Below are 26,803 nucleotides of genomic sequence, written 5' to 3' on the forward strand. Positions count from 1 at the left end.
CCAACATTCCAGCCGGAGCGTTTCCCCTCTCTGCGGCGCAACGCGCAATGTGGTTCGCCCAGCAACTCACCCCGACGGTCCCGATCACCATCGCCCAGTACATCGAGTTGCACGGGGACCTCGATTTCGAGGTGCTGCACCAGGCGGCGAAGACCGCGGCGCACGAGTTCCAGTCGCCCTACCTCCGGGTGATCGAGGTCGACGGTGAACCGTTCCAGCTCGTCGACGAATCCATCGGCCTACCACTCGGCTTCGTGGACTTCCGGGGCGAGGACGATCCGGCCGCGGCGGCCGAGGAATGGATGCACCGGGACTATGCGACTCCGGTGAACCTCTCGACCGATCGCCTGTTCGACATCACCGTCCTGCAGGTCGGCGACCGGGACTACCTCTGGTACAGCCGAATTCACCATGTTGCTCTCGACGGCTACGGCGGCGCGACAGTGATGAACCGGATCGCCGCGCTGTACACCGCCGCGGTGGAGGGCGGGGACGCCGGTCCGGCCAAATGCTCTCCGTTGACGGATCTGTACGAGCTCGACGTGAAGTACCGGACGTCCAGCCGGTTCGAGTCGGACCGCAAGTTCTGGGCTGATCGGATCCGTGGCATCGAGGAGGGCTCGAGCCTGGTGGCGGAGGTGGCGCCCGCCGCCGCCCGTAGCCGGCTCGCGAGCGCGCCCCTGACCGAGGACGCCGTCCGGCTGCTCGAGGACTCCGACCTCCGGCGCGGCGCGACGTCGGCGGCCGTGGTGATCGCGGGATTCGCCTGCTATCTGTCCCAGATGACCGGTACCGAGGACGTCCTGGTCAACATCCCCGTCTCGGCGCGAACCACCTCGGTTCTGCACCGATCCGGCGGGATGCTGGTCAACGTGGTGCCGCTGCGCCTGAGCGTGCGGCCGGGCGACACCGTCGCCGAGCTGGTGCAGCGCGTCAATCTCGAGTTGATGGGTGCGCTGCGGCATCAGCGTTGCAGCCTCGAGGACATCCGTAGGGACGCCGGGCGCAGCGGCGAGCGCTCCCTGCACGCGCCGATGGTCAACGTGATGCTGTTCAGCCAACAGGTCACGCTCGGCTCCGTCGTCGGCGAGAACCGCATCATGACCTCGGGCCCGGTCGACGACCTGCTGGTCAACATCTATCAGAGCGGCAGCCCTCCGAGCACCGTCATCGACTTCCGGGGCAACCCGAACCTCTACGAGGACGACGACCTGCGATCGCGGCACCACGCCTTCGTCGAGATGCTGGAGGGGTTCGTCGCGGCCGATCCCGACACCAGGCTGATGGAGATCCACGCGCGCAGCTTCCGGATGGCCGGGCGCAAGCACAAGGCCGCGTCGCTGCTGGCGCACTGGTCTCGAGTCCTCTCGGGGATACCCGAGGTGCTGACGCTGCCCGCGGATCGACCCCGCCCGATCGTGCTGTCGGACCGACGCCGTCGTGTGGAGTTCGACATCGGCGCCGATCTCCAGGAGCGGCTGATCTCGCTGACCCGGGACCGGAGCTCGAGTGTGTTCACTGCGGTGCACGCGGCGCTGGGCGTGCTGCTGAGCAGGCTCGGCGATACCGACGATGTGGCCATCGGCACCCCGGTCACGGTGCACGCCGCGACCGTGGACGGCACCGTCGAACCCTCCGACAACACGGTCGTCCTGCGCACGCGGGTCGACGGCGGCGACTCGTTCGGCAAACTCCTGCACGAGGCGTGCCTCGGCGAGCTCAGCGCCTTCAATCACGCCGAGCAGTCCTTCGAGCGTCTCGTCGAGACGGTCTGTCCGGTCCGCTCGACGGCCTACGCGCCCCTGGTCCAGGTGCTGCTCGAGGTGCGCAATGCGCGGCGACCACATCTCGAACTGCCAGGGCTCACAGTCGAATATGCCGATGCCGACGGTGTCGCAGGCGAGGTGGATCTGTGCCTGAGCATCGCCGAGCGGCACGACGCCGACGGCGCCCTCGCTGGGATGTCGGCCGCGTTCACCTACGCCACCGACCTGTTCGATCCGGGGACGATCGAGCGCTTCGCGACCCGGTTCGTCCGGATACTCGATGCCGCGACCGCGGACCCGTCGATCGCGGTGGGGGACATCGAAATACTCGACCCCGACGAACGCGACGCCCTGGCGCCGGTGTTCGGGGCCCGGAGGCGCCGCCGCGGACGTTGCCGGAGCTGTTCGCCGACGCCGCGCACATCGACCCCGATTCGGCGGCGCTCGTGTTCCAGGACGTGAGCCTGACGTACCGCGAACTCGACGAGCGCTCGAATCGGCTGGCGCGGCTGTTGATCGAACGGGGAGCGGGCCCGGAATCGATTGTGGCGCTGGGGATGGCCAGGTCCGTCGAGTCCGTGCTGTCGGTGTGGGCGGTGGCCAAGGCAGGCGCCGCGTTCGTGCCGGTCGACCCGAACTATCCGGCCGAGCGCATCGAGCACATGCTCACCGATTCCGGTGCCGCCCTAGGCCTGACCGTGGGCGAACGCAGGAATCGACTTCCCGACGCGGTGCCGTGGCTGGTCCTCGACGCACCCGACCTGCAGGCAGAACTCGAGCGCTACTCCCCGGCGCAGGTGACGGACGAGGACCGCCGCGCCCCGCTGCTGCTCACGCACCCGGCCTACCTGATCTACACCTCGGGCTCGACGGGTGTGCCCAAGGGCGTGGTGCTGAGCCACCGCGGCCTCGCCAGCCTCGCGGCCGAGGAGCGTGACCGTTTCGCCGTGACCCCGGCGTCGCGAACCCTGCACTTCTCGTCGCCGAGTTTCGACGCGTCCGTCCTCGAATTGCTGATGGCCTTCGGATCGGGCGCGACGATGGTGGTCGCCCCTCCGAGCGTGTACGGCGGCGCGGAACTCGCCGAACTACTCGGCCGACGCCGGGTCACCCATGCCTTCGTCACCCCGGCCGCGCTGGCCTCCGTGGACCCCGTCGGCCTCGACGACATCGAATGCCTCATCACCGGCGGCGACACCTGCCCGCCGGAACTGGTGCAGCAGTGGGCGCCCGGCCATCGGATGTTCAACGCCTACGGCCCGACCGAGACGACGATCGTCTCGTCGATCAGCCACCGGATGACCCCCGGTGAACAGGTCACCATCGGCAGGCCGCCGCTCGGGTGCGGCGAGGTGGTGCTCGATGGCCGACTGCACCCGGTGCCCGCGGGGGTGCCCGGTGAGCTCTATGTCACCGGCACCGGTCTCGCTCGTGGCTACCACCGGCGGCCGGTCCCCACGGCGGACCGCTTCGTGGCCAGCCCGTTCGGTGGGCCCGGCACCCGGATGTACCGGACGGGAGACCTCGCGCGCTGGACGAGGAGCGAGGACGGGCACGGCTACACCCTCGAGTACCTCGGACGCAGCGACTTCCAGGTGAAGATCAGGGGCTTCCGGATCGAGCTCGGCGAGATCGACGCCACCCTCACCACACACCCCGACGTCAGCTTCGCCGCCACCGTCGGCCACCCCGGCCCGTTCGGGGACACCGTGCTGGTGTCGTACGTGCACCCGACCAACGACGCTGCGATCGCCGCCGCCGAGCTGACCGCGCACCTGGCCGCCCGGCTGCCGGGGCACATGGTGCCGTCCAGCATCGTCCTGCTCGACGAGATCCCGATGACGCCAGCGGGGAAGTTCGACCGGAAGGCGCTGCCCGCACCGGACTTCGTCACCTCGACCGCCGAGTTCCTTGCACCGGAAACCCACAGCGAAGAGGCGGTCGCCGGGGTCTTCGCCACGGTCCTCAGCGTCGAGCGGATCAGTACAAGGGACAGCTTCTTCGACCTCGGCGGCAACTCACTCATCGCGACCCGGGTCGTCGCGCGCATCAACGCAGTCCTCGACAGCGACATCGGGGTGCTGGATCTGTTCGAGGCGCCGACGGTCGAGACGCTCGCCGCGCGGATCGATCTGATCGGCCGCCGGGACTCGGACCGGCCCGTGCTGGTGGCGGGGGAGCGGCCGGACCGTGTACCGGTCTCCCTTGCGCAGCAACGTATGTGGTTCATCAACCGGTTCGACCCGTCCTCGGCGGCGTACAACATCCCGATCGCCGTGCGCCTCGCGGGCGAACTGGACCCCGACGCGTTGGCCAGGGCGCTGGCCGATGTCGTCGAACGGCACGAGTCGCTGCGCACCGTTTTCCCCGACTCTCCCGACGGTCCCTTCCAGCTGATCCGGCCCGCTGCCGAGGTGGTGCCGGATCTCACCCCGGTGCCCGTGTCCGAGGGCGGTCTGCGTGACATGGTCACCGGGCTCGCGTCGACCGGCTTCGATGTCACCACCGAGTTCCCGGTGCGGACCGAGCTGCTCCGCCTCGGGCCGACCGAGCACGTGTTGGTCCTGGTCGTCCACCACATCGCCGCCGACGGCTACTCCATGGCACCGCTCGCGCGGGACGTGATGACCGCGTACAACTCCCGCAGGCTCGGCAGTGAACCGGACTGGGCTCCGCTCGAGGTGCAGTACGCGGACTACTCCCTGTGGCAGCGCGAGCTGCTCGGTGACGAACACGACCCCGACAGCCTGATCTCTCGCCAGTTCGAGTACTGGACGAGGGCGCTGTCGGGCGCCCCCGACGTGCTCGAGCTGCCCACGGATCGTCCCCGCCCCCTGAACAGTCGTTCCGGGGTGCGATCGAGGAGTTCACGATCTCCGCCGAGCTGCACAACAAGCTGATCTCGCGTGCAGGGCAGATGGATTCGAGCCTGTTCATGGTGCTGCACTCCGCCTTGGCGGTCCTGCTGGCGCGGCTGAGCGGGTCATCGGACATCTCCATCGGAACGCCGATCGCGGGCAGGGGTGAGGCCGCGCTCGACGACCTGGTCGGCATGTTCGTCAACACGCTGGTGCTCCGCACACCCGTTGATGCCGGGATGACCTTCTCGGAGATGGTCAGGCAGACCCGCACTGTGGACCTGAATGCGTTCGGCCACACCGACGTACCGTTCGAGCGGGTCGTGGAGGTGCTCAACCCGACGCGGTCCACCGCATACTCCCCGCTGTTCCAGGTGCTGCTGGTGCTCCAGAACACCGGTCACACGCGACTCGAACTACCCGACCTGATCGTGGACGTCGAGGCGCTGGACAACGGAACCGCCAAGTTCGACCTGCAGCTCACCCTGACCGAGACCTATGACGGCCAGGGCGCGCCTGGCCGGATCCATGCTGCGTTCTCCTATGCCACCGACCTGTTCGACGCGCCGAGCGTCCGCCGGTTCGCGCAGCGATTCGTCCGGGTGCTCGAATCGGTCACCGAGGACGTCGCGGTGACGGTCGGTGATGTCGAGCTCCTCGCCGGGAGCGAGCGCTCGCAGGTGCTGACCGACTGGAACGCCACCGAGCAGGAGTTGCCGTCGACCACCCTCGGCGACCTCTTCGACGCGCAGGTCGCACGCACACCCGACGCGGTCGCCGTCGTGTTCGGCGAGGACCGGCTGACCTACGCCGAGCTCGACGCTGCGGCCAATCGACTGGCCCGTCACCTGATCTCGCTGGGGGTCGGACCCGAGTCGACCGTCGGCCTCGCGATGCGCCGCTCCATTGAGCTCGTGGTCGGCATGTACGCGGTGGTCAAGGCAGGCGGCGCGTACGTGCCGATCGATCCGGACCATCCGGCGGACCGGACCGCGTATGTGCTGGGCAGCGCCCGGCCGGTGTGCGTGCTCACCACCCACGCCGACCGCGGTGCACTCTCGGAGTCGTTGGAGGCGTTGGAGATCGACCGCCTCGACCTCGACGCGCAGGATCCGTCGCCGATCGTCGACGCCGACCGGCTGGGCCGCGTACACCCCGACGACGTCGCGTATGTGATCTACACGTCCGGTTCGACCGGCAGGCCGAAGGGCGTAGCGGTCACGCACGCAGGGATCGCCAACAGGTTGTCGTGGATGCAGCACCGGTACCCCCTCACGTCCGAGGACGTGGTGCTACAGAAGACCCCTGCCACCTTCGACGTCTCGGTGTGGGAGTTCTTCTGGCCACTGCAGACCGGTGCCCGGCTGGTGGTCGCCGCCCCCGACGGTCACCGGGATCCGGATTACCTGTCGCGGCTGATCGAGGCCGAACGGGTCACCACGATCCACTTCGTGCCCTCGATGCTGGCGACCTTCACCGCGGGCGCGAATCCGGCCCGTTGCCGGTCGCTGCGCCAGGTGTTCTGCAGCGGCGAGGCGCTCGCACCGTCGGCGGCGGAGGCGTTCCGAGAGTTCAGCGGCGCGGAGTTGCACAACCTGTACGGACCGACCGAGGCCTCGGTCGACGTGACGCACTGGGCGTGCAGCGCCGCTGACGAGGTGGTCGTGCCCATCGGCGCGCCGGTGTGGAACACCCGGGTCTACGTACTCGACGGCCGGTTGAACCCGGTCCCTGTCGGTGTCGCGGGCGAGTTGTACCTGGGTGGTGTCCAGCTGGCGCGCGGCTACGTCGGTCGAGCGGACCTCACCGCGGACCGTTTCGTGGCCAACCCCTTCGCACCGGGTGAGCGGATGTACCGCACCGGCGACCTGGTGCGGTGGAACGAGACCGGGAACATCGAGTACATCGGCCGCACCGACTTCCAGGTCAAGCTGCGGGGTCTGCGCATCGAGCTGTCCGAGATCGAGCTGGCATTGCTCGAACACCCTGCGGTTGCGCAGGCGGCGGTGACGATGCACAGCGACGCGCTCACGGGCGATTCGCTGATCGGCTACCTGGTCGCCGAGGTCGGCCTCGAGATCGACACCGACGACGTGCTCGAACGCCTCGCGTCGAGGCTGCCCGGCTACATGGTTCCCGCGCAGCTGATGGTGCTGGAGGAATTCCCCCTCGGTTCAACCGGCAAGCTCAACCGTTCCGCGCTTCCTGAACCGGTGTTCGCGGCCAAGACCTCCGAGTTCGTGGCGCCGCGGAACCCGATCGAGGAGATCATCGCGTCGATCTTCGCGGACCTGCTCGGCCTCGGTCGGATCGGCGTGTACGACAACTTCTTCGACCTGGGCGGGAACTCGCTGGTGGCGACCAGGTTGGTCGCCAGGGTGAACGCGGCCGTCGACACCCGGATCGGGGTGCGCGAGCTCTTCGACTCCCCGACGGTGGCTGCGCTCGCCGTGTGCGCCGAGTCCGAGAGTTCACGGGCGGTTCCGCGCCCCGCGTTGCTGGCGGCCGCTCGTCCGCCGCGGGTGCCCGTCTCGCTCGCGCAGCGACGGATGTGGTTCATGAACCAGTTCGACACGTCGTCCGCCGCTTACAATGTTGCACTGCCGGTCCGGCTCTCCGGTGCACTCGACGCGGACGCCATGGGTAAGGCGATCCTCGACGTCGTCGACCGGCACGAGGCACTGCGCACGATGTTCCCGCTCGTCGAGGGGGAGCCGATGCAGGTGATCGTCGACGCCGACGACGTGGTGGGGGACCTGTCGCCGATCGCGGTGCCACCGGATGCGATGCCAGAGGAACTGGCCCGCTTCGTCGCCGCCGGCTTCGACGTGACCGCGTGGGTTCCGTTGCGGGCGGTGCTGTTCGAACTGAGCGAGACCGAGCACGTCCTTGTCGTCGTCGTGCACCACATCTCGGCCGACGGCTTCTCGCTGGTCCCGCTGGCCCGGGATGTCATGGCGGCGTACAGCTCCCGGATGGCGGGCGAGTCCCCGCAGTGGGCACCGCTGCCGGTGCAGTATGCCGACTACGCGCTCTGGCAGCGCGAGATGCTCGGCTCCGAGGAGGACCCCGAGTCCCTGGTCGCGCGGCAGCTGAACTACTGGACGCGGACGCTGTCCGGCCTGCCCGAGGTGCTGGCCTTGCCGGTCGACCGGCAGCGGCCCGCGGAGCGCTCGTTGCGCGGCGACCGGGTGGAGTTCTCGATCGCCGCCGATACCCATCGCAGGCTCGTCGCGACCGCGAGGGCGCGCAGTTCGAGCGTGTTCATGGCGATGCACGCCGTCCTGGCGGTACTGCTGAGCAGGCTGGCGGACACCGACGATGTCGCGGTCGGCACGCCGATCGCCGGCCGCGGCGAGGCCGCGCTAGACGACCTCGTCGGGATGTTCGTCAACACCCTCGTCCTGCGCACCCGCGTCGACCGCTCGACCACTTTCGCCGACTTGCTCGACTCCGTCCGCGAGACGGATCTCGGCGCGTTCGGTCACGCCGATCTCCCGTTCGAGCGCCTGGTGGACGTCCTCGCCCCGCAACGCTCGACTGCGCACTCCCCGTTGTTCCAGGTGATGCTCGAGTTCAAGAACACCGAGCGGGCGCGGCTGGAGCTGCCCGGACTCGTCATCGAGCCCGTCGAACTCGATTCCGTCACAGCGAACTTCGATCTGCAGCTGACCCTTGACGAACGCTATGACGGGGACGGCACCCCCGCGGGGGTTGCGGCCGCGTTCACCTTCGCCACCGACCTCTTCGACTCGGCGACGGTCGACGGCCTCGCCGCGCGGTTTGTCCGGCTCCTCGAGGCCGCGACCGCGGATCCGTCGATCGCGGTGGGGGACATCGAGCTGCTCGATCCGAGCGAGCGCCGGTCGCTGACGCCGGTCACAGGGCCCGCAGGGGCGACGCCGCGCACCCTGCCCCAATTGCTCTCGGACGCCGCCGTGATCGATCCCGATGCCGTCGCGGTGACATGCGAGGGCGACAGTCTGACGTACCGCGAGCTGGACGAACGCGCGAACAGGTTGGCGCGGGTGCTCATCGGCCGGGGCGTCGGCCCGGAATCGATCGTGGCGCTCGGGATGGCGCGGTCGATCGAGTCGGTGCTGTCGGTGTGGGCCGTGGCGAAGGCGGGGGCCGCCTTCGTGCCGGTGGATCCGAGCTATCCGGCCGAGCGCATCGAGCACATGCTGACCGATTCCGGGGCCGTGCTGGGTCTCACGGTCTCGCGGTCGCGTACGCAGCTGCCGGACACGACGCAGTGGCTGGTCCTCGACGACCCGGGATTCGGCGCCGAGATCGACGGGCAGCCGGGAACGGCGGTCACCGACACCGACCGGCGTGCGCCGCTACTGCTCGGGCACCCCGCCTACCTGATCTACACCTCCGGTTCGACCGGCGTCCCCAAGGGGGTGGTGCTCACGCACCGCGGGCTCGCGAACTTCGCGGCCGACGAGCGCACCCGGTTCGGGGTCCGCCCGGTGGCGCGGACACTGCACTTCTCCTCGCCGAGCTTCGACGCGTCCGTGCTGGAGTTGCTGCTGGCCTTCGGCGCGGGTGCCACGATGGTGATCGCGCCGCCCACCATCTACGGCGGCGCGGAGTTGGCCGAACTGCTCGCCCGCGAGCGGGTCACCCACGCCTTCGTCACCCCCGCCGCGCTGGCCTCCGTTGACCCGGCCGGGCTCGAGGCCCTCGAGTGCGTGGTGACCGGTGGCGACACCTGCCCGCCGGAACTGGTGCGCCAGTGGGCCGCAACTGTCACGATGTTCAACGCCTACGGCCCGACCGAGGCCACCGTCGTGGCCAGCGTCAGCGATCCGATGGTCCCTGGCACGGCGGTCGCGATCGGGCGGCCCCCGGTCGGGTGCGGCGTCGCGGTCCTCGACGAGCGCCTGCACCCGGTTCCGGCGGGTGTCGCGGGTGAGCTCTATGTCATGGGACCCGGGCTCGCCCGCGGATACCACCGCAGGGCGAGGGCGACCGCGGACCGGTTCCTGGCGAATCCCTTCGGCGACCCCGGATCCCGGATGTACCGCACCGGCGACGTGGTCCGCTGGCGTCCCGACGGCCAATTGGCCTACCTGGGCCGCAGCGACTTCCAGGTCAAGGTCCGCGGATTCCGCATCGAACTCGGCGAGGTCGAATCCGCCTTGCGGGGCTGCGCGGGGGTGGCCGACGCGGTAGCCACCGTCCGGGATGACGGCCGCGGCGTCGGGCGACTGGTCGGTTACGTGGTGCCCGAGGAGGGCGGCGAGCTCGCTGCCACGGAGATCCTGGCCTCGGTCGGGGAGGTGCTGGCGCCGCACATGGTGCCAGCCGCGCTGGTGGTGCTGGACGAGCTTCCGCTGACCCCTGCGGGCAAGATCGACCGGAAGGCGCTGCCCGCGCCCGACTTCGGCGCCCGCGCGACCGAGAGCCGGGCTCCGGTCACCGAGACCGAACGCCTGCTGGCCGAGCTGTTCGCCGAGGTGCTCGGGGTGGAGTCGATCGGCGTCGACGATTCCTTCTTCGCTCTTGGCGGCGACAGCATCATGTCGATCCAGCTGGTCTCGCGGGCCAAGACGGCCGGGGTGTTCCTGTCGCCGCGGGATGTCTTCGAGCACAAGACCGTCGCCGCGCTCGCCGAGGTGGCCGTGGTCGGCGAGACGGCCGAGGTGCCCACACTCGACGAGCTCCCCGGCGGCGGGGTGGGCGAGGTCCCGCTCACGCCGATCGTGCGCTGGCTGCTCGATCGCGGGGGTGACTTCGACCGCTACTCCCAGTCCGTGCTGCTCACGCTCCCGCCGGGCATGGACCGCGACGTGCTCGAACGCGCGTTGCAGGCGGTGCTGGACCGCCACGACATGCTCCGTTCCCGCTTGCACGGCGGGCAAGGAGGCTGGGGACTCGAGGTACTGCCGACCGGATCGGTGTCGTCGGAGACGGTGCTGCGCCGGATCCCGGTCGACGCGGTCACCGGCCAGGAGTTCACGGCCGTGGTGGCCGACACGCTCGCGCAGACACAGGGCCGACTCGACCCGTCCGCAGGGGACATGGTGCAGGCGGTGTGGTTCGAGACCCCTGCCGGGGTCGGACGGCTGCTGGTGGTCGCGCATCACCTCGTGGTGGACGGGGTGTCCTGGCGGGTACTGATTCCCGACCTCGCGACCGCATGGGCACAGCTGGAGGCGGGGGAGCGGCCGGACCTCGCCGCCGTCGGTACCTCGATGCGCCGCTGGGCGCACGCGCTGGCCGACGCCGCGCGCGACCGGTCCGATGAGCTGGACACCTGGACCCGGATGCTGGCCGAACCGGACCCGCTGCTCGGGTCCCGGCCGCTCGATCCGGCCGTCGACGTCAATGCCACGGTTGCCAGGGTCGAGATCGAACTCCCGCCCGCGGTGACCGAGGCGGTGCTCACCGCGCTGCCCTCGGCATTCCACGGCAGCGTGAACGACGGTCTGCTCACCGCCCTGGCTCTGGCGTTGACCCGGTGGCGTGAGAACAGGGGCGTGCGCACGAGCGGAGCGCTCGTCACCCTCGAGGGCCACGGTCGCGAGGCGCAGGTGGTGCCGGGCGCGGACCTGACCCGCACGGTCGGCTGGTTCACCGCGGTGTTCCCTGTGCGCCTCGACCTGTCCGGCATCGACCTCGACGACGCGTTCGCAGGCGGACCGGCTGCCGGCGCGGCGATCAAGTCGGTGAAGGAGCAATTGCTGGCGATCCCGGATCACGGCATCGGGTACGGAATGCTGCGCCACCTCGACCACGCCGCCTCCTCGGTGCTCGGCGAGCTGGCCACACCCCAGATCAGCTTCAACTACCTCGGCCGGTTCGCCACGGCCACATCCGATCACGGTGACGTCGGCTGGCTTCCTGTCGAGGATGCGGGGGACCTCGGCGGCGTCACGGATCCGCGGCTGCCCGTCGCGGCGGCCGTCGATGTCAACGCGGTCACCGCCACGACCACCGCAGGCCCCCAGCTGCGGGCCACCTGGGCGTTCCCAACCGGAGCCCTCTCCGAGGACGAGGTCGAGGAGCTCGCCGAGCTGTGGGTCACGGCGCTCACGGCGCTCGCCGGGTACGCCCTGTCCCCCGGAGCGGGTGGCCTGACGCCCTCGGACCTCGGATTGGTGTCGCTGGACCAGGCGGCGATCGACCGGCTCGAGGTCCGGTACCCGGACCTGGCCGACGTATGGACGATGGCCCCGCTGCAGAAGGGTCTGCTGTTCCACGCGCTGCTGTCGGACCGGTCGGTGGACGCCTACCTCGTCCAGCTCGGACTGGAGCTGGACGGCGTCGTCGACGCGGAGCGGATGCGGCGCGCCGCGCAGGCACTGCTGGACCGGCACCCCAATCTGCGTGCCGCCTTCCATCAGGACGGCGACGCCGAGCCCGTGCAGCTGATTGCCGAGCATGTCGAGGTGCCGTGGGTCGAACTGGACCTGTCCGAGGAGGTTCCTGCGGTGCTCGAGGCACGGCTCGCGACGATCCTCGCGGCGGACCGCGCCACCAGCTTCGACATGGCGAGGCCGCCGCTGATGCGGTTCATGCTGATCAAGACGGCACCGAACCGGCACCGGATCTATATGACCAACCACCACATCCTGCTCGACGGCTGGTCGACACCGTTGCTGCTCAAGGAGCTGCTCGTCCTCTATGCCACCGATGGAGATGCTGACGTGCTCCCGCGGGTGGCGCCTTACCGGAACTATCTGGAATGGCTTGCGCGTCAAGATATCGCGGAGTCGACGGACGTGTGGGTGCGCGCGTTCGCAGACGTCGAGGACCCGACGCTGCTCGTCCCCGCGGAGCCGGGACGCGAGGTGAGCACCGTCCCGGGGGAGGTGTACGCCTCGGTCAGCGAGGAGCACACCGATGCGCTGCGCGAGGTGGCACGGACACACGGGGTCACGCTGAACACCATGGTGCAGGCGGCCTGGGGGATCGTGCTCGGGATGCTGACCGGTCGGGACGACGTGGTGTTCGGGGCCACCGTCTCCGGAAGGCCACCGCAGATCGCGGGCGTCGAGACGATGGTCGGATTGTTCATCAACACGCTGCCGGTTCGAATCACCCTGGACCCCAACGAGACTCTCGGTGAGTTGTTGAGCCGAGTCCAGACGGAGCAGGCCGCCCTGCTCGACCACCACCACCTCGGCCTGCCGCAGATCGCCGAGGCGGTCGGATCCGGGCTCGGCTTCGACACCCTCACCGTGTTCGAGTCGTATCCCGTCGACCGGGCCGGGCTGTCCCAGGTCACCGACATCGCCGGGATGCGGATCGCGGATGTGATCGAGGGTGGCGACGCGACGCACTATCCGCTGACCGTCATCGCCTCCGCCGACGCGGAACTGCGACTGCGGCTCACGTACCTGCCGGACCTGCTGGATCGCGCAGCGGTGGAATCCATCGCGGATCGGGTGGTCCGGGTACTGACGGCGGTCGCGGCCGATCCCGGCACGGCGCTGGCCGGTCTGGACCTGCTCAGCGCGGCCGAGCGGGATCGGCTCGCGCCCGTGTACGGGCCGAGGGGACTGTCCATCCGGCTGCTGCCGCAGTTGCTCGCCGATGCGGCGGCCCGCCGGGCCGATGCGGTCGCGGTGATCTGCGAGCACGACTCGGTGACCTACGGCGAACTCGACCAACGCTCGAACCGGATGGCCCGTGTCCTGATCGAACGCGGAGCGTGTGCCGAGACCTTTGTGGCGGTGGCGATCTCCCGATCGATCGAGTCCGTGCTCGCGGTGTGGGCGGTGGCCAAGAGCGGTGCGGCCTTCGTGCCGGTGGACCCGAACTACCCATCCGAGCGGATCGTGCACATGCTCACCGACGCGGGCGTGACCGAGGGGCTGACCGTCACGGCCCAACGCGACTCGCTGCCGGGCCGGGTCGACTGGATGGCGATCGACGATCCCCACTTCGAGCGCGACTGTGCGCGCATGTCCGCGGACCCCGTCACCGATGCCGACCGGCGCACCGCGCTGCGCTTCGACCATCCGGCCTACCTGATCTACACCTCGGGATCGACGGGCATGCCGAAGGGTGTCGTGGTCACGCACCGGGGGCTGGACAACTTCGCCGCCGAGGAGCGGGCGCGCTGCGGGACCGAGGCAACCTCACGGGTGCTGCACTTCTCCTCGCCCAGCTTCGACGCATCGGTCCTCGAGTACCTGCTGGCGTTCGGTCCTGGCGCGACGATGGTGATCGCGCCGCCGACCGTCTACGGCGGCGCCGAACTCGCGGAACTGCTGCGCGCCCAGCGCGTCACGCATGGCTTCCTCACCCCGTCCGCCCTGGCATCGATCGAACCCGACGGCCTTGACGAGTTCACCTCCGTGATCGTCGGTGGCGAGGCCGTCCCGCGCGAGCTGGTCGGCGAGTGGGCGGCGGCGTCGCGACGGCTGTTCAACGCGTACGGCCCCACCGAGGCCACCGTCGCGACGAACATGAGCGACGCGATGTCGGCGGGTGAGTCCGTCACCATCGGCGGCCCGATCCGTGGCGTCGCCGAGGTCGTCCTCGACTCCCGGCTGCAGCCGGTGCCGGTGGGTGTGCCGGGCGAGTTGTACGTTGCCGGAGCCGGTCTGGCCAGGGGCTATCACCGCCGCGGGCCGCTGACCGCCGATCGGTTCGTCGCGAGCCCGCACGGTGAGCCCGGTTCGCGGATGTACCGAACCGGCGACCTCGCCCGGTGGACGGACGACGGCAGGCTCGAGTACCTGGGGCGTGCCGACTCCCAGGTGAAGGTCCGCGGTTTCCGGATCGAGCTGGGCGAGATCGACGCCGTACTCACCGACCACCCGGAGGTCGACTTCGCGACCACGGTCGGTCACACCGGCCCCTCCGGGGACACCAGGCTGGTCGCCTATGTGCTGCCTGCCCCGGATGTGGCCGCCGCGAACGGATCCGCGGCCGATCTCACCGCCCGGCTCACCGCACACGCCGCCACCCGGCTGCCCGGACACATGGTGCCGTCCTCGATCGTGATGATCGAGGAGATCCCACTGACCCCGGTCGGGAAACTCGATCGAAAGGCGCTGCCCGCGCCGGAGTACGTGCTGTCCACCGCGGAGTTCCGGGCGCCGGCGACCCCGGCGGAGGAAGCCATCGCGGACGTGTTCGTCGCGGTCCTCGGTGCCGATCGGATCGGTGTCGACGACGACTTCTTCGATCTAGGCGGCAATTCGCTGACCGCCACCCGCGTCATCGCCCGGGTCAACGAGGCGCTCGGCTCGGACATCGGCGTGCGCGCGCTGTTCGAGGCGCCCACCGTGCACCGCCTGGCGACCGCCATCGAGCACCACACCGACGACCGGCGGGACCGCCCCGTGCTGCGTCCGGTCCCTCGCCCCGACCGCATCCCGCTCTCGCTGGCGCAGCAGCGGATGTGGTTCATCAACCAGTTCGACCCCGCCTCGTCGGCGTACAACATCCCCCTTGCCATCCGGCTCACCGGCAGCCTGGACGTGATCGCCCTGCGCGCCGCGATCCGCGACGTACTGACCAGGCACGAGTCGCTGCGCACCGAGTTCCCCACCATCGACGGGCAGCCGGTCCAGCGGATCGTCGACGCCGCGCAGGCCGGGCCGGATCTGGTTCCGGTTGAGGTGGTCGAGGCGGACCTGGCGGACCGGATCGCGTCCTTCGTCTCGGCCGGATTCGACGTCACCCGTGAGGTCCCGTTGCGCGCGGGCCTTTTCGAACTCGGCGAGAACGATCACGTCCTCACGGTCGTCGTGCACCACATCGCCGCGGACGGCTTCTCGATGGCGCCGTTGGCCCGCGACGTCATGATCGCGTACAGCTCCCGGGTGGAGGGGCGGGAGCCCGAGTGGGCCCCGCTGGCCGTGCAGTACGCCGATTTCACGCTCTGGCAGCACGAGCTTCTCGGCTCGGAGGACGACCCCGACTCGGTGATCTCGCAGCAGCTGGCGTACTGGACGTCGAACCTCACCGGGCTGCCCGATCTGCTGCAGCTCCCGGCTGACCGCCCGCGCCCGCTCGCCCGCTCCTTCCGTGGCGAGGTGGTCGACTTCGACATCGGCCCGCGCATCCACCGGGAGCTGGCAACGATTGCCCGGCAGCACAACTCGACCTTGTTCATGGTGGCGCACGCCGCCCTCGCGGTGCTGCTCGCCCGCCTGTCCGGGACTGCCGACATCGCCATCGGTACCCCGGTCGCCGGACGTGGCGAGGCGGAGCTCGACGACATGGTCGGGATGTTCGTCAACACCCTCGTCCTGCGCAGCGACGTCCAGGCCGCGGCGACCTTCGCCGACCTGCTGACCCGGGTTCGTGAGACCGACCTGGCGGCGTTCGGGAACGCGGACCTGCCGTTCGAGCGCCTGGTCGACGTGCTGGCGCCCGAACGCTCCACCGCGCACTCGCCGCTGTTCCAGGTGTTGATCGAGTACCAGAACAACCTGTCCGCCCACCTCGAGCTGCCCGGACTCGCCGTCGACGCGGTCGACCACGACCTGGGCGTGTCGAAGTTCGATCTGCAGCTCACCCTCGGCGAACGTCACGACGATCAGGGTGAGCCGGTGGGCATGAGCGCCGGGTTCACCTTCGCCACCGACCTTTTCGACCGGGACACCGCTGCGGCCTTCGCCGAGCGGTACCTGCGCATCCTCGAAGCGGTCACCGCGGACCCGGACAGCACCATCGGCGACATCGACATCGTGGACCCAGCCGAGCGGGATCGGATGCTCGTAGGCGAGGAGGGCGTTGCCGTCTCCTCTGTCACGCTCGCGGACCTGTTCGCGCGCAGCGCCGCGGAGCATCCAGGAGCCGTCGCGGTCACCTACGAGAACACCTCCCTGACCTACGCGGAGCTCGACGACCGCGCCAACCGCCTAGCGCGCCATCTGATCTCGCTCGGGGTCGGGCCGGAGGACCTGGTGGCCGTTGCGATGCCGCGCTCCGCCGAGCTGGTCGTCGCGCTCCTCGCGGTGATCAAGGCGGGCGGCGGCTACCTGCCGGTGGACGTGACCTATCCCGCGGAACGGCTGGCGTTCATGCTCGAGGACTCGCGGCCCGTGTGCGTCCTGACCACGGTGGCCGACGCCGAGTCGGTACCCGGGTCGGGGATCCCGACCGTCCGGCTCGACACGCCCGAGATCGTCGGCCGGCTCGACGCCCTGCCCTCCGCGCCGATCACCGACGCGGATCGTCGCGGGGTGCTGGAACCGGCGTCGTTGGCGTACGTGATCTACACCTCGGGGTCGACCGGGAGACCCAAGGGCGTCGTCGTCTCGCATCGGAACGTGGCGACACTGATGGCCAATACCGAGGGCCGGTTCGGATTCGACCACACGGACGTGTGGACGATGTTCCATTCCTACGCTTTCGATTTCTCGGTGTGGGAGCTGTGGGGCCCGCTCGTGTACGGCGGCACGCTGGTGGTCGTGGACTACTTCACCGCCCGCGCGCCGGAGATGTTCCTGGAGCTGTTGCGGCGCGAGCGGGTGACGGTGCTCAATCAGACGCCGACCGCCTTCTACCAGCTGGCCGAGGCCGACCGGGTGGCGGCGGAGCGCGGCGACCCGGCCGGGCTCGGCCTGCGGTACGTGATCTTCGGCGGCGAGGCGCTCGATCTCGGTCAGCTCGGCCGCTGGTACGGCAGACACAGCGACAGGGCCCCCGCGCTGGTCAACATGTACGGCATCACCGAGACCACGGTGCACGTCAGCCACATCCCCCTTGACCGGGAGTTCGCAGCCGAGGCGTCCGCGTCCGTCATCGGCAGGGGTCTACCCGGGCTTCGGGTGTACGTGCTCGACGAGAGGCTGCACCCGGTCCCTCCCGGCGTCTCGGGTGAGATGTACGTCTCGGGTGCCCAGGCCGCCCGTGGCTACCTCGGCCGGGCCGCGCTGACCTCCTGCCGTTTCGTGGCCGATCCGTTCCGCGGCGACGGCGCGCGGATGTACCGGTCCGGCGACGTGGCCAGGTGGAACACCGATGGCGAGCTGGAATACCTGGGCCGCAGCGATTTCCAGGTGAAGGTCCGCGGGTTCCGGATCGAGCTCGGCGAGATCGAATCCGCGCTGCTGCGCTGCCCTGGCGTCGCGCAGACCGTGGTCCTTGCCCGCGACGACGGCAGCGGTGGAGTCCGCCTCGTCGGGTACCTCGTGCCGGAGGCGGGCACCGTTCTCGACGTCGGCGCCGTCTCCGATTTCGCGGCGGAGGTGCTCGCCGCGCACATGGTGCCCGCAGCGCTGGTGGTCCTCGACGAGTTGCCGCTGACCTCGAACGGCAAGCTGGACAGGAAGGCGCTGCCTGCGCCGGACTTCGGGGCGCGGGTGACGGCGAGCCGGGCGCCGGTCAGCGAGTCGGAACGGGTGCTGGCCGAGCTGTTCGCCGAGGCACTCGGGCTCGAGTCGGTCGGAATCGAGGACTCGTTCTTCGCGCTCGGCGGCGACAGCATCATGTCGATCCAGCTGGTGGCGAGGGCGAAGGCCGCCGGGGTCGTCATCACTCCCCGAGATGTCTTCGAGCGCAAGACGGTCGCCGCGCTCGCCGAGGTGGCCCGTGTCGCGGAGGCCGCCGGGGCCGAGGTGCTGGAGGAGCTCCCCGACGGCGGCGTCGGAACGGTTCCGCTCACGCCGATCGTGCGCTGGATGCTCGAACGCGGCGGCACATTCCATCGCTACGCACAGGCGGCGGTGCTGGCCCTGCCGCCCGACATCGACGAGTTCTCGTTGCGGCGCACCGTGCAGGCCGTCGTGGACCAGCACGACGCGCTGCGCGCGCGGTTGCGGTCGGATCGGGGCGACTGGTTCCTGGAGGTGCAGCCCGTCGGCTCGGAGCACGGGGACCGGATGCTCCGCCGGGTCGCCGTGCCGTCGGTGGTGGGCGAGGAGTTCACCGCGATCGCTGCGGCCGAGTTGGACGCGGCGGCGGACCGGCTGGACCCCGCGGCCGGGATCATGCTGCAGGCCGTCTGGTTCGACCCGCCCGAGGGGCAGGGCCGGCTGCTGGTGCTCGCGCACCACGTCGCGATCGACGGGGTGTCCTGGCGCATCCTGGTCCCGGATCTGGCCGCCGCTTGGGCGCAGATCGCCTCCGGCGCCGAGCCCGTGCTCGCGCCGGTCGGGACATCCCTGCGCCGGTGGTCCCACGGACTGACCGAGGCGGTGCACCGCGAGGAGCGCATCGCGGAGCTGGACCTGTGGCGGGAGATGCTGGCGGCCGAGGACCCGGTGCTCGGCAGCAGGCCGCGGGACCGCGCCCTCGATCTCAACGCGACCGTGCAGAAGGTTCAGGTCACGGTGCCGACCGACGTGACCGACGCGGTCCTGACCTCGTTGCCGCAGGCGTTCCACGGCAGCGTCAACGACGCCCTGCTCGCCGCGCTGGCGATGGCGATCACCCGGTGGCGGCGCGAGCGGGGAGTGCGGGCCGACAGTGCGCTGGTCAACCTCGAGGGTCACGGTCGCGAGGAGCAGGTCGTTCCCGGCGCCGACCTCGCGCGGACCCTCGGTTGGTTCACCACGATATTCCCTGTGCGCCTCGATCTCTCGGGCATCGACCTCGACGACGCGTTCGCGGGCGGGCCCGCAGCGGGCGCAGCGGTGAAGGCGGTCAAGGAGCAGCTACTGGCGATCCCGGACCACGGCATCGGTTTCGGCATGCTGCGGTATCTCGACGACGCGTCGGCGGCCGTGCTCCGCGAGTTGCCGGTGCCACAGGTCAGCTTCAACTACCTGGGCCGGTTCGCGTCGGCCACGGCAGGCGGTTCCGGTGAGGCGGCCTGGCTGCCGGTCGACTACGCGGGGCTCGGCGACCCGCACAACCCGGAGATGCCGGTCGCGGCGGTACTGGACATCAACGCCATGACCAGGACCACCGAGAACGGTCCGCAGCTGCGGGCGACGTGGTCGTTCCCCGGCGGCGTGCTCACCGTTGCCGAGGTGGAGGACGTCGCGGAGATGTGGATCCGCGCGCTCCGGGCCCTGGCGACGCACGCCGCCGGCCCCCGTGCGGGCGGGCTGACCCCCTCGGACCTGGACCTCGTTGACCTCGACCAGTCCGCGATCGATCGCCTCGAGAGCCGGTACCCCGACCTGACCGACGTCTGGTCGATGTCGCCGCTCCAATCCGGAATGCTGTTCCACGCCTTGCTGTCCGACGAGAGCGTCGACTCCTATCTGGTCCAGCTCGGGCTGGAACTGCGCGGGGCCGTCGACCCGCAGCGGATGCGCAGGGCGGGGCAGGCGCTGCTGGACCGGCACGCGAACCTACGGGCAGCCTTCGTCCAGGACGAGGAGGGCCGGTCGGTACAGGTCATCCAGGACCGGGTGACACTGCCGTGGGCCGAGGTCGACCTCTCGCCCCTGGATCCGGTGGTGCGCGAGGCCGAGCTGACGGCGCGACTCGCCGCGGACCGGGTCACCAGCTTCGACATGGCGCGGGCTCCACTGCTGCGGTTCACGATGATCAGGACGGCACCGGAGCACTACCGACTGGTGATGACCAACCATCACGTCCTGCTCGACGGCTGGTCCACCCCGCTGCTGCTGCGCGAACTGCTGGTCCTCTACGCGACGGACGGCGACGCGGAGGTCCTGCCGCGCGTCCGCTCGTACCGCGACTACCTCGAATGGCTGTCGGAGCGCGATGCCGCCGAGTCCATCGCGGCATGGACGACCGCTCTCGCGGGGGTCACCGATCCGACCCTGCTCGTCCCGGCCGATCCGGGCCGGGAGGTGTCCACGGTCTCGAACGAGGTGGAGCTCTCGCTCACCGAGCAGCAGACCGATCGCCTGCGGGCGATGGCACGAGAGCGTGGACTGACCCTCAACACCGTCGTGCAGGCCGTGTGGGCCATCGTGCTCGGTGCCATGACCGGCCGCGACGACATCGTCTTCGGTGCGACGGTGTCCGGCCGCCCGCCGCAGATCTCCGGGATCGAATCGATGATCGGACTGTTCATCAACACGATCCCGGTCCGGGTCCGGCTGTTGCCGGGGGAGACCCTCGGCGACCTGCTGGACCGGGTCCAGACCGAACAGGCCGCCGTGCTCGATCACCACTACATGGGCCTGCCCGAGATCAAGCGCGCGGTCGGGGAGGGGCTCGGTTTCGACACGCTCGCCGTGTTCGAGTCCTACCCCGTCGACCGCTCCGGACTGTCCGAGGAGACGGACATCGCGGGCATGCGGGTCGTCGATGTGGAGGGATCCGACTCCGCGCACTACCCGCTGTGTCTGGTCGCGTCCGTGGACTCCCGCATGCACCTCAAGCTCGAGTACCTCCCCGATCTGTTCGATCGCGACAGCGTCGAGTCCATCGCGCGGCGGGTGGAGCGCGTGCTCGACCTCCTGGATCTCGACCTCCCGGTGGCCCGGATACAGGTGCTCGACGAGCGGGAGCGCCGCGAGTTGGCGCCGGTGCGAGGGCACCCCGGCGGGTCGATCCGCACACTGCCGCACATCTTCTCGGATGCCGCGGCGACCGACCCGGAGGCGATCGCGCTGAGCTTCGAGGGTCGGGAGGTCAGCTATCGCGAGCTCGACGAGCGTTCGAACCGGATCGCCCGCCTGCTGATCGCGCAGGGTGCCGGACCGGAGACCTTTGTCGCGCTCGGCATCCCACGATCGGTGGAGTCGGTTCTCGGGGTCTGGGCGGTCGCGAAGACCGGGGCCGCCTTCGTGCCGGTCGACCCGAACTACCCGGCCGAGCGGATCGAGCACATGCTCACCGACGCAGGCGCCACGCTCGGCCTGACGACCGCGGCCGAGCGGGATCGACTCCCGGCCGCGGCGCACTGGATCGCCCTCGACGATCCCGCCTTCGAGTCGGACTGTGCGGCAACCTCATGCGCGGACCTGACCGACGCCGACCGGATGTCACCGATCACGCTGGACTCCGCCGCGTACATCGTCTACACGTCGGGGTCGACCGGTGTGCCGAAGGGCGTCGTCGTCACCCACCGCGGGCTCGACAACTTCGCGGCCATGCAGACCGAGCGGTTCCACGCCACGCCCGCGTCGCGGACACTGCACTTCTCGTCGCCGAGTTTCGACGGGTCGATCTACGAGTACCTGCAGGCCTGCGGGGCGGGCGCGACGATGGTGGTGGTCCCGCCGACCGTCTACGGCGGCGTCGAGCTGACCCGGCTGCTGGCGGCGGAACGGGTCACGCACGGGTTCATCACCACGGCGGCGTTCTCCACCATGGATCCCGCGGGCCTCGACGACTTCCAGTTCGTGGTGTTCGGCGGCGAGGCCTGCCCGCCGGACCTGGTGGCCAGGTGGGCGCCGGGCCGCCGGCTGTTCAACGCCTACGGCCCGACCGAGACCACCGTCATGTCGAACATCAGCGCTGCGATGACCCCGGGGGAGCCGATCACCATCGGCGGGCCGCTCCGCGGCGTCGCTGAGTTGGTGCTGGACTCCAGGCTGCAGCCGGTGCCCGTCGGCGTCGCGGGCGAGCTGTACCTCGCAGGCGTCGGGCTGGCGCGCGGCTACCACCGGCGGGCGGCGCTGACCGCGGGCCGCTTCGTGGCCAATCCGTTCGAGCCGGGCGCCCGGATGTACCGGACCGGGGACATCGTGCGCTGGAGGCGGGAAACCGAGAGCGGCGCCCTGGCGATCGAGTACGTGGGCCGCAGCGACTTCCAGGTCAAGGTCCGCGGGTTCCGCGTCGAGCTCGGCGAGATCGACACGGCGCTCACCGATCATCCCGACGTCGCCTTCGCCGCGACCCTCGGGCACACCGGGCGATCGGGCGACACCGTGCTGGTCTCGTACGTGCTGCCTGCGGGCGGCGCGCCGGTGGCGACCCGCGAGCTCACCGAGCACCTCGCGAGCCGGCTGCCCGCGCACATGGTGCCATCGGCGATCACCGTGCTCGACGAGATCCCGTTGAACCCGGTCGGCAAGCTCGACCGAAAGGCGTTGCCGGAACCCGACTTCGTCTTCGCCACCACCGAGTTCCGTGCGCCGACGACGCCGATCGAGGAGGCCGTCGCGGACGTCTTCACCGCGGTCATCGGATGCGATCGCGCGGGCCTCGACGACAACTTCTTCGATCTGGGCGGCAACTCGCTGACCGCAACCCGGGTGATGGCCCGCCTGAACGCGGCGCTGCACACCGAGATCGGCGTGCGCGCGCTGTTCGAGGCCCCCACCGTGTGGGAGTTGGCCAACCGTGTCGAGCGGCACGCGGGGGTCGGCACCGCCCGGCCCGCGTTGTCCGCTGGACCGCGCCCCGCGGACATCCCGCTCTCCCTTGCCCAGCAGCGGATGTGGTTCATCAACCAGTTCGACCCGTCCTCGGCCGCGTACAACATCCCGCTCGCGGTCCGCCTCTCCGGCGATCTCGACCTGCATGCGCTGCAGACCGCGCTCGCCGATGTCGTGGCCCGGCACGAGTCGTTGCGGACCACTTTCCCGGAGTCGACAGAGGGACCGCGCCAGGTGATCCACCCGGTGACCGGGGTCGTGCCCGATCTCACCCCCATCGATCTCGGCGACGAGACCGATCTGCCGGATCGCCTCGGCCGGTTCATGGCGACCGGATTCGATGTGACCACCGCCATCCCGCACCGTATCGCCCTGTTCCGGCTGGCGCCCGACGAGCACGTGCTTGCGATCGTGGTCCACCACATCTGCGCCGACGGGTTCTCGATGGCGCCGTTGGCACGCGACGTCATGACCGCCTACACCTGTCGGATCGACGGCCGCGCGCCGGACTGGGCGCCGCTGGAGATCCAGTACGCCGACTACGCGCTCTGGCAGCACGAGCTGCTCGGCTCCACGGACGATCCGGGCAGCCTGGCGTCGCGCCAGCTCGACTTCTGGACCGAGACGCTGGCGGGCCTGCCTGACGTGTTGCAGCTGCCGGCCGACCGGCCCCGACCCGTTCAGCAGTCCTTCCATGGCGACCGGGTCGACTTCACCGTCGAACCCGACCTGCACCGCCGGATGGTCGCACTGGCACGGGAGCACAACACGAGCGTGTTCATGGTCGTCCACGCCGCGCTCGCCGTGCTGCTCAGCAGGATCGGCGGCACCGATGACGTCGCGATCGGCACGCCGGTCGCGGGCCGGGGGGAGGAGGAACTCGACGACCTCGTCGGGATGTTCGTCAACACGCTGGTGCTCCGCAGCCGCGTAGACGGGGCCGCGTCGTTCATCGAGCTGCTCGCCGGGGCGCGCGAGGTCGATCTGGCCGCGTTCGGCAATGCCGACGTGCCGTTCGAGCGGATCGTCGAGGCGCTCAACCCGATCCGATCGACCTCCTACTCGCCGATCTTCCAGGTTTCGCTGGAGTTCCAGAACAACCTCCGTCCCCGGCTGGAACTGCCCGGACTGACCGTGTCCGGCGTCGATCTCGAGGTGAACGTGGCGAAGGAGGACCTGGAACTGTTGCTGTCCGAGGAGTTCGGCACCGATGGCACGCCCGCGGGGATGACGGCCGGCTTCGACTTCGCGACGGATCTGTTCGACCCCGGTACGGTGCGCGGTTTCGCGGAGCGGTTCCTGCGCATCCTCGAGTCCGCCACCGCGGACCCGGCCCGGCCGGTCGGTGACATCGAGATCCTCGACGGCAGCGAACGGGCCGACCTGGCGCCCGCGATGGGACTGCCGGGCGAGCCGCCGCGGACCTGGCCGGAGTTGCTCGCCGACGCGGTCGCGGCCCGGCCCGACTCGGTGGCGCTGACCTACCTGGGATCCTCGATGACCTACCGCGAGCTGGACGAGCGCTCGAACCGGCTGGCGCGCGCACTGGTCGACCGGGGCGTCGGACCCGAGTCGGTGGTGGCGCTCGGACTGCCGAGATCCGTCGAATCGGTTCTCTCGGTGTGGGCCGTGACCAAGGCGGGCGCCGCCTTCGTGCCGGTTGACCCGAACCATCCCGCGATGCGAATCGGCCACATGCTGACCGATTCCGGGGCGCTGCTGGGGCTGACGGCGAGCGGCAGCAGGGCGAACCTGCCCGACCTCGTGCCGTGGCTGGCGCTCGACGCTGCCGAGGTGCAGGCCTGGGTTCACGGGTACTCGGCCGCCCCACTGACCGACCACGACCGGATCTCTCCGCTGAGGCACGTGCACCCCGCCTACCTGATCTACACCTCCGGCTCGACCGGGGTGCCCAAGGGCGTCGTGGTCACCCACGGCGGACTGGCGAACCTCGCGAGGCAGGAGCGCGAGCTCTTCGAGGTGACGCACGAGTCGCGGGTGTCGCACCTGGCGTCGCCCAGTTTCGATGCGTCGGTGTACGAGCTGCTGATGGCGTTCGGGGCGGCCGCGCGCCTGGTGATCGTCCCGCCCACCGTGTTCGGCGGCGCCGAGCTCGCCGACCTGCTGCGCGACGAGGGCGTCACCCACGCGCTGGTCACCCCGACCGCGCTCTCGTCGATCGACCACCGTGGACTCGATGGCGTGGAGGTCCTCGTCGTCGCGGGGGAGGCGTGCCCGCCGGAACTCGTCGCGCGCTGGGCCCCGGGACGCCGGATGTACAACGGGTACGGCCCCACCGAGACGACGGTGCAGGCAGCTGTAGGCGGTCCGATGATCTCGGGGAAGGCGGTGGACATCGGCGGGCCCGCAATCGGTTTCGGTGTGGCGGTGCTCGATTCCCGCCTGCGGCCCGTTCCGATGGGGGTGTCCGGCGAGCTGTACGTGTTCGGTCCCGCCCTCGCTCGCGGCTACAACGGAAAGGGCGGGCTGACCGCCCAGCGCTTCGTGGCCAATCCGTTCCGCGGGGCGAGCGAAGCGACGGGGAATGTCTCAGCGAATGGGTCGAGGATGTACCGGACCGGGGATCTCGTGCGATGGCTGCCCGACCACACCCTCGACTACCTCGGCCGCAGCGACTTCCAGGTCAAGGTGCGCGGGTTCCGGATCGAGCTGGGCGAGATCGACGCCGTGCTGATGGGTCACCAGGGGGTCAGCTTCGCGACCACGATCGGGCACGCCGGCCCAACCGGCGACACCGTCCTGGTGTCGTACGTCCTCCCGCACGAGGGCGTCACCCTCGAGCCGGGGGAGGTCAAGGCCCATGCCGCGGCGTTCCTCCCCGCGTACATGGTGCCCTCGTCCATCCGTGTGCTGAGCGAGGTCCCGTTGACGCCGGTCGGAAAGCTCGACCGAAATGCGCTGCCCGCACCCGAATTCGGTGCGCGGACGGAGGGGTTCCGGGTGCCGGGCAGTCCGCTCGAGGAGGCCGTCGTCGGCGCCTTCGAGACAATCCTCGGCCTCGAGCGGGTCGGTGTCGACGACAGCTTCTTCGACCTCGGCGGGAACTCTCTTGTGGCCACCCGGGTGATGGCGGAGCTGCACGAGCGGCTCGGCAGGCCGATCCCGCTGCAACTGATGTTCTTCGATCCGACACCCGCGGGTCTCGCCCGGCGCATCGCGGACCTGGACGGTGAGGTCACCGGGGTCGGGGCCTCGGGCCTCGAGGAGGCGCTGTCGGTGGTGATCTCCCTGCGCGCGACCGGTAGCAAGGCGCCGCTGTTCTGCGTGCACCCCGGAATCGGTCTGTCCTGGGGGTACGCCGGCCTGGTCGCGCAGCTCGCGGCGGATCGGCCCGTCTACGGACTGCAGCTGCCGACCATCAGCGAAGGCGTGCACTTCGATTCGGTGGAGCAGCTCGCGCACCGCTACGTCGAGGAACTGCGCTCGATCCAGCCGCAGGGCCCGTACCACCTGCTGGGCTGGTCACTGGGTGGGTGTGTGGCGCACGCGATGGCGGTAGAACTGCGCGGCGCAGGCAATGAGGTGGCGACCCTCGCCCTCATGGACAGTTACGCGGTGACCGGGGAGCCGGTCCAGCCGCGGCTGAGTGCCGAGGAACTGCTCGCCGGCCTCGGCCTCGAGGTCGAGGACACGGGCGACGGCGGCCTGACCTACGAGCGCGCCGCCGAGCTGCTCAATGATTCGCTGGGCCAGGACATGGGACTGACCGCGGCGCACCTCGAGAGGATCGCCGACGGCTTCGCCGATTCCGCCGAGAACATGTCCCGGTTCAGGCCGGGGCTCTTCGACGGTGACCTGCTGTTCTTCTCCGCGGTGAGGTCGGAGAGTGGGCACTCCGCGCAGGAATGGCGGCAGGCGATCACCGGCGAGCTCCGGGAGATCGAGGTGGACTGCGAACACAATCAGATGATCGAGCCAGACGCGGTCGAGGTGATCGGTCCGGTGCTGGCGGAGCACCTCGATGTGCAGGTGGGGGGCGCATTCTGAGGAA

General features: G+C 70.1%; 1 pseudogene. It reads left to right on the plus strand.

Features of this window, described 5'->3' with window-relative positions:
- Nucleotides 1-47 precede the first annotated feature (47 nt).
- Nucleotides 48-26,799, plus strand: a pseudogene (locus BTZ20_RS10515) (non-ribosomal peptide synthase/polyketide synthase).
- The last annotated feature ends 4 nt before the right edge of the window (nt 26,800-26,803 follow it).

The sequence above is a fragment of the Rhodococcus sp. MTM3W5.2 genome, assembly GCF_001984015.1.
Lineage (GTDB): Bacteria > Actinomycetota > Actinomycetes > Mycobacteriales > Mycobacteriaceae > Rhodococcus_G > Rhodococcus_G oryzae.